The sequence below is a fragment of the Clostridium sp. DFI.1.208 genome, assembly GCF_024463855.1.
In the GTDB taxonomy this organism is placed as follows: domain Bacteria; phylum Bacillota_I; class Bacilli_A; order Erysipelotrichales; family Erysipelotrichaceae; genus Clostridium_AQ.
The window spans coordinates 1-12,222 of record NZ_JANGCA010000083.1 but is presented as its reverse complement, the minus strand read 5'-3'; the positions used below and the strand labels follow the sequence as shown (position 1 = coordinate 12,222).

At 39.7% G+C, this 12,222-nt stretch carries 14 protein-coding genes; 10 read left to right on the top strand and 4 right to left on the bottom strand.

Going from position 1 to position 12,222, the window contains the following annotated elements:
• The 9 genes from NE665_RS22065 to NE665_RS22025 form a co-directional block, all read left to right on the top strand.
• A partial coding sequence (locus NE665_RS22065) for a replication initiation factor domain-containing protein (RefSeq protein WP_256302643.1) occupies positions 1 to 923 on the top strand: 923 nt, incomplete at its 5' end.
• Positions 923 to 1,126, top strand: a complete 204-nt coding sequence (locus tag NE665_RS22060) for an excisionase (RefSeq protein ID WP_024739675.1) — start codon at positions 923 to 925, stop codon at positions 1,124 to 1,126. The genes NE665_RS22065 and NE665_RS22060, both read left to right, overlap by 1 nt.
• Positions 1,127 to 1,204: 78 nt before the next feature.
• Entirely contained in the window at positions 1,205 to 2,398 is a 1,194-nt protein-coding gene (locus NE665_RS22055) for a site-specific integrase (RefSeq protein ID WP_233104953.1), read from the top strand.
• Between the two features lie 181 nt (positions 2,399 to 2,579).
• Positions 2,580 to 2,921, top strand: a complete 342-nt coding sequence (locus NE665_RS22050) for a hypothetical protein (RefSeq protein ID WP_233104840.1) — start codon at positions 2,580 to 2,582, stop codon at positions 2,919 to 2,921.
• Positions 2,914 to 3,261 (top strand): PTS lactose/cellobiose transporter subunit IIA, encoded by a 348-nt coding sequence (locus tag NE665_RS22045; protein WP_117443880.1) that lies wholly within the window; start codon positions 2,914 to 2,916, stop codon positions 3,259 to 3,261. Before NE665_RS22050 ends, NE665_RS22045 begins: the two co-directional genes overlap by 8 nt.
• Complete coding sequence (locus NE665_RS22040; protein WP_117443879.1) at positions 3,261 to 4,685, top strand: glycoside hydrolase family 1 protein; 1,425 nt, start codon at positions 3,261 to 3,263, stop codon at positions 4,683 to 4,685. The genes NE665_RS22045 and NE665_RS22040 overlap by 1 nt, the downstream gene beginning before the upstream one ends.
• A 524-nt stretch (positions 4,686 to 5,209) precedes the next feature.
• Positions 5,210 to 5,461 (top strand): hypothetical protein, encoded by a 252-nt coding sequence (locus NE665_RS22035; protein WP_238134920.1) that lies wholly within the window; start codon positions 5,210 to 5,212, stop codon positions 5,459 to 5,461.
• 29 nt (positions 5,462 to 5,490) lie between these two features.
• Complete coding sequence (locus NE665_RS22030) at positions 5,491 to 6,204, top strand: hypothetical protein (protein ID WP_233104839.1); 714 nt, start codon at positions 5,491 to 5,493, stop codon at positions 6,202 to 6,204.
• Positions 6,205 to 6,235: 31 nt separating this feature from the next.
• A complete protein-coding gene (locus tag NE665_RS22025) occupies positions 6,236 to 6,457 on the top strand; it encodes a hypothetical protein (RefSeq protein ID WP_117443878.1) in 222 nt (73 codons plus the stop codon).
• A 313-nt stretch (positions 6,458 to 6,770) separates the two neighbouring features.
• On the opposite strand, the gene NE665_RS22020 is transcribed toward NE665_RS22025, so the two are convergent.
• Genes NE665_RS22020 through NE665_RS22005 form a run of 4 tightly spaced genes read right to left on the bottom strand, consistent with a single transcriptional unit; the run spans position 6,771 to position 10,330 of the window.
• Positions 6,771 to 8,222: an ABC transporter permease gene (locus tag NE665_RS22020; RefSeq protein ID WP_117443877.1), complete on the bottom strand. Its 1,452-nt coding sequence runs from the start codon at positions 8,220 to 8,222 to the stop codon at positions 6,771 to 6,773.
• Positions 8,219 to 9,091: an ABC transporter ATP-binding protein gene (locus NE665_RS22015; RefSeq protein WP_117443876.1), complete on the bottom strand. Its 873-nt coding sequence runs from the start codon at positions 9,089 to 9,091 to the stop codon at positions 8,219 to 8,221. The genes NE665_RS22020 and NE665_RS22015 overlap by 4 nt, the downstream gene beginning before the upstream one ends.
• Positions 9,076 to 9,792 (bottom strand): hypothetical protein, encoded by a 717-nt coding sequence (locus NE665_RS22010; protein ID WP_117443875.1) that lies wholly within the window; start codon positions 9,790 to 9,792, stop codon positions 9,076 to 9,078. Before NE665_RS22010 ends, NE665_RS22015 begins: the two co-directional genes overlap by 16 nt.
• On the bottom strand, positions 9,767 to 10,330 hold the full coding sequence (locus NE665_RS22005) for a sigma-70 family RNA polymerase sigma factor (RefSeq protein ID WP_117443874.1): 564 nt from the start codon (positions 10,328 to 10,330) through the stop codon (positions 9,767 to 9,769). Before NE665_RS22005 ends, NE665_RS22010 begins: the two co-directional genes overlap by 26 nt.
• A 562-nt stretch (positions 10,331 to 10,892) precedes the next feature.
• On the opposite strand from NE665_RS22005, the gene NE665_RS22000 reads away from it, so the two are divergent.
• Positions 10,893 to 11,957, top strand: coding sequence for a site-specific integrase (locus tag NE665_RS22000; RefSeq protein WP_117443873.1), 1,065 nt, complete (start codon positions 10,893 to 10,895; stop codon positions 11,955 to 11,957).
• Positions 11,958 to 12,222: the final 265 nt, after the last annotated feature.

The following is a 12,222-nucleotide window of genomic DNA, read 5'->3' as shown; positions in this document are numbered from 1 at the left end:
GAGATATTTATGTATCGGGGGACGCAAGAAAGACAGAGGACAACCCACAGGGGCTAGGCTGTTATCTTGTTATGACTGGCAGAGGTTGTGATGATATTTTCCGTATTCTCGACAGTAGGAATTATACTTTTGGGGATATGTTCCGACGCTGTGAGCGAAGATACGGACTGGATAATTTCCATTTCACAAGACTGGATATTGCCATTGATGATAAGAACGAAAAGCCATTCTTTACCATAGAGCAGATAAAGAAGAAATGCAAAAAAGAGGAATTTATCTCGAATAGTGAGGGCTACCACTTTGACGAAAGCAAGTTTGATGATTTCGACACCGCAAAGACCGTTTATATCGGTGCTGGTAAATCAGGATTGTCCTACCGCTTTTATGATAAAGATAAGGAAGTCTGTTCAAAACATAATAAGACACTTGATGAAGTCGGCAGTTGGAAACGGACAGAAATGCAACTACGTGATGATAAGGCTCATGCTTTTGCCATGACATTCAAAGACAGACCGCTGGAACTTGGGGAACTGGCTTTCGGACTGCTGGCAAGCAACCTACGCTTTGTCGTGCCAAACAGAAATGAAAGTAATAAGAGCAGATGGAAAACGTGTCGGTTTTGGGAACGCTTTTTAGGGGCTGTGAAAGTCTTAAAACTGCAAGTACCGAAACTACATAATTCTCTTGAAGAAACACAGCAATGGCTCACAGAGGGTGGCGTGATTTCCGCTGTCAAAAGTTTTTACTTTTTAGAAGAACATGACGCATTAGGTGGATTGGAAAAAGTGGGAACTATGCTTGATAAAGCAAGATACAGCAATTCCCTTTCCAGTAAACTAACCGCCCACTTACAGAGGATAGACCGCACCGACCTTATCCCCTATATCCAGTATGACACGAAACATGGGAAAGGGGGTATCTGATGAATAACAACGATATTCCTGTATGGGAAAAATACACCCTTACCATTGAAGAAGCGTCAAAGTATTTCCGTATCGGAGAAAACAAGTTAAGACGATTGGCAGAGGAAAACAAGGACGCTGGCTGGCTCATTATGAATGGCAACCGCATACAGATTAAACGCCAACAGTTTGAAAAGGTCATTGATAAATTGGACGCAATCTAATGCAAATGAGCCTTGTATGTGTTATGATGAACACAAGTCATATCAAGGCTCTTTCCAACAAGGAAAGGAGCAGACACCATGAAAGAAAAAAGACGGGATAGCAAAGGACGTATCCTGCATACTGGAGAGAGCCAACGAACAGACGGAAAATACTTATATAAATATGTGGACGCATTTGGAAACACAAAATATGTGTATGCTTGGAGATTGACACCCACAGACCCGACACCAAAGGGAAAACGGGAAAAACCCTCACTTCGTGAACTGGAACAGCAGATAAGACGGGATATTGAGGACGGTATCGACAGCACAGGCAAGAAAATGACGCTTTGCCAACTCTACGCCAAACAGAACGCACAGAGGGCAAATGTGAAGAAAAGCACACAGAAACAACGGGAACAGCTCATGCGGTTATTGAAAGAGGACAAGTTAGGTGCTAGGAGCATTGATACGATAAAACCCTCTGACGCTAAGGAATGGGCATTACGCATGAAAGACAAAGGCTTTTCCTATAACACCATTAACAACCATAAACGCTCGTTAAAAGCGTCATTCTATATCGCCATACAAGACGATTGTGTAAGGAAAAACCCTTTTGATTTCAAGTTAAGTGAAGTCCTAGAAAATGATACCAAAGAGAAAGTCGCATTGACAGAGGAACAGGAACAAGTCCTACTCTCATTTATCAAGACGGACAATGTGTATCACAAGCATTATGATGATGTGCTGATATTATTAAAAACAGGACTTCGTATCTCGGAACTGTGCGGACTGACAGTAGCCGATATTGATTTCAAGAATGAAGTTGTGATTATCGACCACCAGTTACTAAAGAGCAAGGAACAGGGCTATTATATTGAAACGCCTAAAACAAAGAGCGGAATAAGGCAAGTGCCATTAAGCAAGGAAACGATACAAGCATTTCAACGAGTGATGAAAAAACGCCCAAAGGCAGAACCATTTGTGATAGACGGACGGAGCAATTTCTTATTTGTCAACCATAAGGGCAAGCCCAAAGTTGCGATTGATTACAACGCCTTATTTGTCCGTATGGTAAAGAAATACAACAAGCACCACAAGGACAAACCCTTGCCACATATCACACCGCATACGCTACGCCATACATTCTGCACAAGACTGGCAAGCAAGAACATGAACCCGAAAGATTTACAGTATATCATGGGACATTCAAACATCAGTATCACAATGAACTGGTACGCTCATGCGTCCATAGATACCGCAAAATCAGAGGTTCAGCGTCTAATTGCATAAGAAGTATTTACCACGATTTTAACCACGCTTGATAGCGAAAATATAAGAAGATAGACCTAGATATGTGAGGTTTACCACAAAAGCAAAATGCCCGTAGAGCCGATAAAATAAGGCTTTGCGGACATTTAAGAAGATATAAAAAGATAGTCAAAAAGACATATATAATTTATAATAAATTGCCATGATACCGTCCCTGTTCAATATCAATGAGCCATTGGTATATGGAGCACCGATTGCCTTAAATCCGATTTTGATGATTCCTATGTGGATCAATGCCCTGGTTCTGCCAACGATAGCCTGGCTTGCATTCTCCAGTGGTTTGGTTACGATTCCGCATGCTGTCATGAATGTGAACCAGCTGCCGATGCCGATTTGTTCCTTCCTGGCAACACATGGTGATTTCCGTGCAGTAATTCTGGTTGTTGGCATGTTCCTGCTGTCATGGCTAATCTGGTGGCCGTTCTTTAAGGCACATGAGAATAAAATGGTAAAGGAAGAAATGGAGATGGAAGCAAATGACTGATGAAAATAATGAGCTGATACTGAGTGCGATGGGGATTCTGACACATGCCGGAGATGCCCGTCTGCATACCAAAGAGGCATTGAAGCATGTGCAAGCCCTGCAGTTTGATAAAGCGGATGCGAGCCTGAAGGAAGCAAAGGCAGAAATAACGCAGGCGCATGCGGCACAAACAGAAATTATTCAGGCAGAGGCACGTGGTGTGCAGTATGAATACTGTATGCTGTTCAATCACGCGCAGGATACACTGATGACAATTAACAGCGAAATTGAGCTTTGCAGCTCTCTGATCGATACCTTTCGCAGCTTTGCGGCTATGTTTGTAAAAAAGGAGGACTGCTGATGAGTGCGTTTCCTGATAATTTCCTCTGGGGTGGAGCAAGTGCTGCCGTTCAGATGGAAGGGGCATATCTGGAGGGTGGCAAAGGCTTGAATGTTGCGGATATCCAGATTTGTTATAAAAAAGCTGCAGGTGGCGGTAATACGAATTATACAAGAGAGGTCCTGAAGGAGCGTATCGCAGATGTGCAGGCAGAGCAAAAGCAGCAATATTATCCAAAGCATAAGGCGGTGGATTTCTATCACCGATATAAAGAATACATAGCATGGATGAAGGAGTGCGGGTTTAAGGCATTTCGGATGAGTATCAGCTGGGCACGCATTTTTCCAAATGCGGATGATGAGAAGCCCAATGAAGCCGGACTTCAGTTCTATGATGAGGTGTTTGATGAATTGCACAGACAGGGAATTGAGCCAATCGTCACCCTGACGCATTATGATATGCCGTTGAAGGTTGTAACGCATTATCAGGGCTGGTATGGCAGAAGGACGATTGAACTGTATGAGCGTTTTGCACAAGCCTGTCTGAAAAGATATAAGGACAAGGTTAAATATTGGATTGTGATCAATCAGATTAACCTGATTTTTGGGGAATCCTTTAGTTCGCTGGGCATGGTCATGGATGAATATGAGGATTTTACCGCTGCCAAATATCAGGCGGTGCATCATGAATTTGTTGCAAGTGCGAGAATCGTTAAGGCTGCAAGAGAAATTGACGCAACATTGGAGATCGGTATGATGCTGGCGGATCAGCTGACGTATGCAAAGACCTGTGATCCGCAGAATGTAAAGGTGGCGATTGAGAAAAATCGGATGAAGGATTTCTTCTTTGCGGATGTACAGCTGCGCGGAGAATATCCGGGGTATGCGAAAACGTGGTTTAAGAAGCATGGTATCACGATTCAGATGGAAGACGGTGATGCGGAGCTGATCCGTTCCTATACGATGGATTTTCTGGCTGTCGCATATTACTATAGCCACTGTGTTGATGAAGAAGGCAATCGCTGCAGCAATCCATACACGAAGGCCACGGAATGGGGCTGGACTATTGATCCGGTAGGATTGTATAATACGATGGCACAGTATTGGGATCGTTACGGCGTACCAATGATGATTGCAGAAAACGGTGTGGGGGTGGAAGAGACTTTGGAAAGTGATGGCTGTATCCATGATGATTACCGAATTGATTATCAGAGACGCCATATTCAGGAGCTAAGGGATTTAATGGAAGAGGGGACGGATATCTTCGCCTATACCATGTGGTCACCATTTGATATCGTCAGTGGAAACAGCTGTGAAATGGAAAAACGGTATGGACTTATTTACGTGGATATCGATAACGAAGGAAATGGCACTGGTAAATGTGTTCCAAAGGATTCCTTCTACTGGTACGCACGTACAATAGAATCAAACGGAGAGGATCTATAGGGGATGATGTGCACGCCTAATTAAAATCAGCGCAGAGAAATTATAGATGCCCAACGTGCGTTTGAATCATGAAAATAATTGCAGAGAGTCTGTAGGAGATGCTATGTGTATGCTTGTGATGCAGAGTATGGCGATCGTGCTCGAAGCAAATAGCGTCAACGATTTTATGATAGTATAAGAAATTCTGTGATGATTTATTCATGAAAATATAGTTGAAAAACAATCATTTTACTATGGTTGTTTTTTCTTATGGATAGGGTTGCTCTGTTCCCGGAAGTATATAAAAGATAATGCATTTACATAGTTCTTTATTTTCCGTAAAAAGGAATAGCTAATTGAAAGTAAAAAAATTAGTAAATAATCCTGTATTTGGGTACTTTTTATAAAATGATGTTATTTTATGCTACTATACAGCTATGAATCAAGAAAAGGCTATATAGAATTTATCATTCTATGCGAAGGAGGGTAGTTTAAGATTTGGCAGCTAATGGTAGGTTCTGCGGTTGAAAGAGAGAGGTGAAGGCATGGGTGGGAGTACAGCGATAGCTTCTGTAATAGAAAAGAATGAGATAGGAAAAGCGTATGATGAATATTGTAAGAAAATATTATGCAATAAACAGATACTGTCGTATATCATAAAGGAATGCATCCTTGAATTTGCGGATATTTCTTTACAGGAAATACCTTATTATATTGAATCAAATCCTGTATTTGATGTCATAGTGATACTATTCAAGGAAAGAATCTGGAGGATGAGTCTATTTCTGGGGCTTTGATAAAATATGATATTTTATTCGAGGTGTCTTTGCCAAGAAAAAAGGGACGAAATGAGCATGAATTGATTCGTGTATTTGTCAATCTCGAAGCGCAGAATAAAGATAATCCTGGGTATCCTCTGTTAAGTCGTGCGGTTTACTATTGCAGCAGGCTGTTAGCAAAACAGAAAAATGCTCCTGATGGATTTCAGCATTCAAAGTTTGATAAAATAAAAAAGGTATATTCTATATGGATATGTATTCAACATGCAAAGGAAAAGGATAATGTAATGAATACATATTCGATGCATGAGATTTGCAGGAAAAGAAAATGGGAAGCACCGAAGGAAGAGTATGATTTAATGAATGCAATCATGATATATCCGGGAAAAGACTATCCTTCTACTAAGGCATTTGAAGAAAATCACGACTTAATGGAAATGCTGTTTATCCTGTTTATTGCAAAATGGAAAGCGGAGGATAAGAAAGCCAGGTTAAAAGAAAAATATGGTATAATAATGACACAGGAGATAGAAAGTGAGGTCGACTATATGTGTAATTTAAGCCAGGGTATAAGAGAAGAAGGACTCACAGAAGGACTTGAAAAAGGCGTTGCAAAAGGAAGGATTGATACAACACTGTGCTATGTCAAACGTCTTATACAAAAAAATAATTTCAGCGTAACACAGGCTATGGATTTGCTTGCTGTTGATGAAAAAATTCGACCTGTTATCCTTCAACAATTACAACAGCAGAATAAATAACAAGGAAAGCATCAGGATAAGAGATAACTATATGTGTAATTTAAGCCAGGGTATAAGAGAAGAAGGACTTGCAGAAGGACTCACAAAAGGACTTGAAAAGGGCGTCGCAAAAGGAAGAATTGATACTACACTGTGCTATGTCAAACGTCTTATACAAAAAAATAATTTCAGCGTAACAGAGGCTATGGATTTGCTTGGTGTTGATGAAAAAATTCGAGCTGTGATCGTAATGGAACTACAACAGGAAATATAATCGTACAAAAAAGATGCAGAAACAGAGATACGCAATTCATAATATCCTTGAATTGGTATATGCCTGTAAGCATCTTTTTTATTATTCATAGGGAATTTACTGCGTATGGACCTTTATAAAGTGGACAATTTCAAGAGAAGTTTGAAGTTCCTCTATATTGCTGAAAATACATATTCATGCCTTAATACTTTACTATCTTGCTTATTATTTTTCTGTTTCATAAAACAATAGATATATTCAATGAATACTATGAAAGGGAATGTAATGGAAATAAAATCCTGTTATGAAAGCTTTTATTTACTATTCTTATTTATCAGCTGCAGTTCTTCACATGCCTACGGGAATGCTGCAGCATACACAGAGATATAATGAAAATCGTGATAACCCAGAACAGCATGATAACATTCTTCCAGGCCAGCGAATAACTGCCAATACTGAAATACGGCAAATGAGCATTTAATGCAACTGTGAAAAACTGTGTAAAATGAACCATTTGAGAAGGAAAGAACTGATCAATCACCATTCCAGGTGCCAGCTGATTAAAAAAGCCCGCAAAGCCGCTAATTAGTGTAACCAGAAGCAATGGAATCACTGTCGCAAATCGGTTTTTCGTGATATAGGAAACAAGCAAGGTCACAAAGGCGGTTGCCATGGATGCAATAGTAATCAACACCATTGCATTCATAATCAGTGTTCGATAGGTAAATACATAGGGCGTAATACTCAGTGATGCCTGAGATTGCGAGTAATATGTCAGATTCAAATCTCTTAACGGCAGGAAAATACAGGACATGACAAATACAAGCAGAAATTGCAGGAATGCGATTCCAAGTGCAAGCATTATACCGGCACACAGCTTTGCCGCTGTTATTCTTCTGTTACCGGCAGCTGTAGGAATCATAATCTGATAGGTCTTATAATGCTTCTCCATGGCGTAGGTATTCGCCAGAATGATTACAAGAATAAGCAGAGAAGCAAATTCCAGATTATATAAGGCTTCAACGAATAGTGTATTGGGAATATTGCTGTCAATTTTATAAGAGGCTGACTTATAGCGATTTATGAAATTCTCCATTGTTGCATCGTACATGCTGTCCGGTTGATCAAAACCGGCAATAGCCAGATTCAGCTCCTGTTCACTCAGCTGACTGGCATGCAGCCATTTTTTCTGATCCTCAAAATGAAAATTTTCATACGCGGAAACATCTCTTCCATCCTCTATAAAATATCCGTAGTAAATCATACTATATAGCAGGCGCACATCATCATTTTTAAAATAATCTTCAACATGTACCTTTACTTTGTCGCTTCCTTCGATATCCTCATAGGAGATACCACCTCGGATCTGCATATAATTTTTAAATAATTCATTGATTTCCTTACCGGTATATTTACCGCTACGCGCATCTTTCAGTAAGACTTCATAATTATCGCCGTATACAGCCTTCATTTTTTCATCATCCAGATTTGCTTTTGCATATTTATTCATAATTGTACGGAAGTCTTTATCCATCTGCTGTATGGTCTTTTCACTGAGTGTTCCCGCATAGGAATGCTGAATCTGATCAGCAAGTTTCCAATAAGCAAGGCCTGTTCTCTCCACGCCGTTGGTATCCTTCATGACGATATCTGAACGATATTGCAGCGGTTGATGATAAACCTGATAGGTGCGGTAGCCATTGAAAATAAACAGGATAAGCAATAAAACAATGTTGATTTTACTTTTAAAAATCTTTTTAAATTCTGATAGAATCAGTCGTCTCATAGAGAATCACCTTCTTTAAAGTAATATAAATACAAATCATCCAAATCGGGTGACAGATTTTGTGCTGAGCTGTGCGGACATTCATCTGCCACGATACGCAGTTCAATATCATCTTCTACATTATGACTCTTTACAACAATATGGGAAGCCATCAGGGCGAGTGCTTCCTTTTTCGGTAGCGTTACCTGCCAGACCTTTTCCTCCATGGTAAGCAGCAGTTCTCTTGGAGTATCATGGAGAATGATCTTCCCCTCCTTCATTACGATGATGTCATCTGCGATGGTTTCAATATCACTTACGATATGCGTGGAAAGTAAAACGATGCATTCCTGTGAAAGTGATGCAATCAGGTTTCGGAAAATAATTCGTTCCTTAGGATCCAGTCCGGCTGTCGGTTCATCCAAAATGAGAATTTCCGGCTGATTTAAAAGTGCCTGTGCGATACCTACTCTTCGTAGCATCCCGCCGGATAGCTGTTTCATTTTTGTCTTACGCTTATCCTCAAGATGCAATATCTTCAGCAGCTCATCGATTCTCTTCCTGCCATATTCCTTTGATTGATTTTTTAAGATACTCATATATTCCAGAAATTCATATACTGTATAATGTGGATAAAAGCCAAAATGCTGCGGCATATAGCCGATTTTTGATGCATAGACATCGTATTGCTTTAAAGTATCTATTTCATCATAGCTGATGCTGCCGCTGTCCTTTGGAAGCAATCCGCACAAGATTCTCATGAGGGTTGTTTTTCCGCTTCCATTTGCGCCAAGCAGTCCGTGTACACCTTTATCAAGAGTTAGATTTACATCATGAAGCACCTGATGCTTCTTGAATGATTTATTGATATGTTCTATAAGCAGCTCCATTTCTGCTGCCTCCTTTCTGTATCCGACATTCCTTTGTTTATCTGCTGCATGTTAAAGAGTGTTAAACCGGATACGATGAATATGATTAACATGACCAGGGGATTGGATATCATATAACGGATATACTGCGTGTATATAAAAAGATATATACAATAAAACAGGCAGTATGCGGCAAGTGCAGATATATAGCCTTTAATTTTGTGAATCAGATGTGTAAATATTATCTGCATGATATATAGAGGGACGATGCCTGTCATAATGAAATCAGCGGGGATCCAGGATTCCCTGAAAATAAAGATCACCAGCAATATACATGACATAACAAGTCCGTTTAAGGCGATTCCTGCAGTTCGGATCAGGAATGCCCGGCAGGGATTCAGGTAAACAGGACTGACGATATCCAGCATCTGGTAGTGTCTGCTTTTATAGTATTCATACAATGCAGTGATACCCAGCGTGAAGAAATAGATAGCGGTATAAATCTGTGCGTTGACTGTATCAAGTAGTATAAGCAGAATCGAAGTGAACAGACCGAGAATAGATAGTATCATATAAAAACGAAAATCCAGCCACATATAGCGAAGGATAAGCTGCAGTATAGAGGTGCAGTTTTTCTGTATATATCGCTCCTGCTCTTTTTGGCAGAGAAGAACGGTTTGTTCCAGCGCTGCTTCATCAACCTGTATGTGCTTCTGTTTCATGATAGTCACCTTCTTTCCATAATGCGAAGAGCCGCTTTAATGCCGCAGTGTGTCTTGTTTTCACAGTAGATACAGGAATAGAAAAGCTTTCCGCTATTTCCTTGAATGTCATCTGATGATAGTATTTCAATAATATAATGTCCTGTTGAGGATCGGAAAGCTCGCCTATGTAATACATCAGCTCTTCATTTCGCATCTGATCCAGGATAGCTTCATGTACGTCACAGTCCGCAGATAATAAGTTTTCCTGGTTGTCGATATCCGCATGCTGATCACGCTGCATCTTTCGATGGTAATCGTGGCATAGATTACTCGTGATTCGATATAGATAATGCAGTGTCTTGCCTTGTGAATGATACATGGGAAGCTGGCGAATGAAGCGCACAAACACCTCCTGTGTAATATCCTTTGCGCTATCATCCCCCTGCATTTTGTGAAATGCGAAGGAATAGACAGATGGATAGAGGTCGCGAATAAACGCATTCAATGCCTGCTGATCGCCTTTTTTTATTTTATGCAGGATTTGCTGTTCTCTCATATGCCTCCTCCTCACTTACTTAACGATTTGATTTGAAAAAAGGTTTTACTTTCTATAACAATTTATAATATTTCTTTTATGTAGAAGGTGTTAGGGGCATCCTGCTGTAATTGAATTTGACATAGGAATGCGTAAAAAAGATGCATAGCTAGCTCCTCTATAATTTTTTTAAACCTACAATTTAGGGGTATTTTTTGATAATCCATTATTCTTTAAATGTGGTATTATTCAGAAACAAGAGGTAAATCCGCGAAAGAATGTGCGTCTTATGGTAAAGAAAAAGACGACATATACGCCGCCTGCCCTGTCTTACAGTACTTTACTGTAAGTTCATGTAATGATTTCTACACTCATATTTATAACACCTGCATCACAGTTTGTAAATGCTTTTGTAGAAATTTATGGAGAATTCCGCAATTTTTTGTAGGAATTACCTTTTTGTGATAAATCAACGTTGATTCTTATTTAATTTCGCATAGGAAACAGATTTGAGAGCCTTTTTCTCATGTTGTTTTTGTATGCCCGATTAAATGAGAATCTTTTTTTGAAAGGAGATTTTATTATGCAGGAAAGAAAACGGGTTCTTGATGATCAGGATTTTAGATGCTATGGAGCGTGTGAGCATCCTTTTGCCGAAATGCCAAGTTTGGAAGAATGGCTTTTATACTTCTTGGAGCATTATGTGAAAACAAATACCAAACCCAGTACTTATGCGAATTTTCGTAGCTATATCAATAGTCACATATGTCCGATTCTGGGAGATTATCTTTTAAATGAGATAAATGATGCTATCTTACAGACCTATGTCAATATGAAACATGAGCATGGAAGACTGGATGGTAAAGGAGGTCTTTCTACTAAAACATTAAGGGAGCATATCATGGTACTAAAGCTTGCTTTTAAACGGGCGATACATTTGGGGATTGTTGGATATGATCCATGTAGATATATAGAGTATCCAAGAGAGGAAAAAAAGGAAGTAAGGGTACTGAGTAAATCAAATCAAAGGAAATTATCAAACGCAATATCACCACAATTCCAGAATAATACGTTAATGCCAGCCTTATTAGCGATGCACGCAGGACTTAGAATTGGGGAAGTCAGCGCTCTGAAGGTCGAAGATATCAATATGGAGGACCGCCTGATACGGATTGATGAATCATTGAATCGTGTGATGACTTTTGAACAGGATGGAAGCACATGCTGTCCATTGATATATCAAAGTACAAAATCTGGAAAAGTAAGGTTTGTACCGATGAATGAGGATTTATATAAGGCTTTAGATACATATATGAATACGATGCCGCAAGCGTATAAAAGAAATGGTAATGCTCCCCTGTTCCTTACATCAAGAGAAACTGTTATGGAGCCTAGAAGAATAAATTATCATTTTAAAAAGCTGCTTAATAAGTTAAATATACAGGATATTCATTTTCACTGTCTGCGGCATACCTTTGCGACAAGAGCATTGGAGGCCGGTATCCCGATGAAATACTGCTCGGCCATGCTTGGTCATGCCTCAACGGGGATCACAGAAAACCTCTATGCTCATGCGAGTGAGGATCAGCTGAAGAAAGAAATAAAAAAACTGAATATATCAGCTTATGAAGTCCCTTGCTATGTATAAGTTCTCATGTCTGCTAGCTTACAGTAAAGTACTGTAGGCGTAGAGATAGTACCATGAAAAGCTAGATTTGACAATATATAAAAAGACAGGATTTGTGGAAATTACTGGGAAGTGCAAAACCTGTCAGGAAGCTGATCTGTGAGCGTAGCGTATCAAGCATTGAAAAAGGAAGAGGGATATGGATGTTTAAAAAATTATTGGCAGTCTTGAGTCTGTGTCTGGTGATGAGTGGCTGCGGCGATTCGGATATGCTGTTGACGAAAGA

Coding starts and splice junctions, on each gene's coding strand:
- NE665_RS22045 (WP_117443880.1), top strand. CDS start 2,914: ATGACTGATGAAAATAATGAGCTGATACTGAGTGCGATGGGGATTCTG.
- NE665_RS22010 (WP_117443875.1), bottom strand. CDS start 9,792: ATGAAACAGAAGCACATACAGGTTGATGAAGCAGCGCTGGAACAAACC.
- NE665_RS22055 (WP_233104953.1), top strand. CDS start 1,205: ATGAAAGAAAAAAGACGGGATAGCAAAGGACGTATCCTGCATACTGGA.
- NE665_RS22060 (WP_024739675.1), top strand. CDS start 923: ATGAATAACAACGATATTCCTGTATGGGAAAAATACACCCTTACCATT.
- NE665_RS22050 (WP_233104840.1), top strand. CDS start 2,580: ATGATACCGTCCCTGTTCAATATCAATGAGCCATTGGTATATGGAGCA.
- NE665_RS22025 (WP_117443878.1), top strand. CDS start 6,236: ATGTGTAATTTAAGCCAGGGTATAAGAGAAGAAGGACTTGCAGAAGGA.
- NE665_RS22035 (WP_238134920.1), top strand. CDS start 5,210: ATGGGTGGGAGTACAGCGATAGCTTCTGTAATAGAAAAGAATGAGATA.
- NE665_RS22005 (WP_117443874.1), bottom strand. CDS start 10,330: ATGAGAGAACAGCAAATCCTGCATAAAATAAAAAAAGGCGATCAGCAG.
- NE665_RS22015 (WP_117443876.1), bottom strand. CDS start 9,091: ATGGAGCTGCTTATAGAACATATCAATAAATCATTCAAGAAGCATCAG.
- NE665_RS22040 (WP_117443879.1), top strand. CDS start 3,261: ATGAGTGCGTTTCCTGATAATTTCCTCTGGGGTGGAGCAAGTGCTGCC.
- NE665_RS22000 (WP_117443873.1), top strand. CDS start 10,893: ATGCAGGAAAGAAAACGGGTTCTTGATGATCAGGATTTTAGATGCTAT.
- NE665_RS22020 (WP_117443877.1), bottom strand. CDS start 8,222: ATGAGACGACTGATTCTATCAGAATTTAAAAAGATTTTTAAAAGTAAA.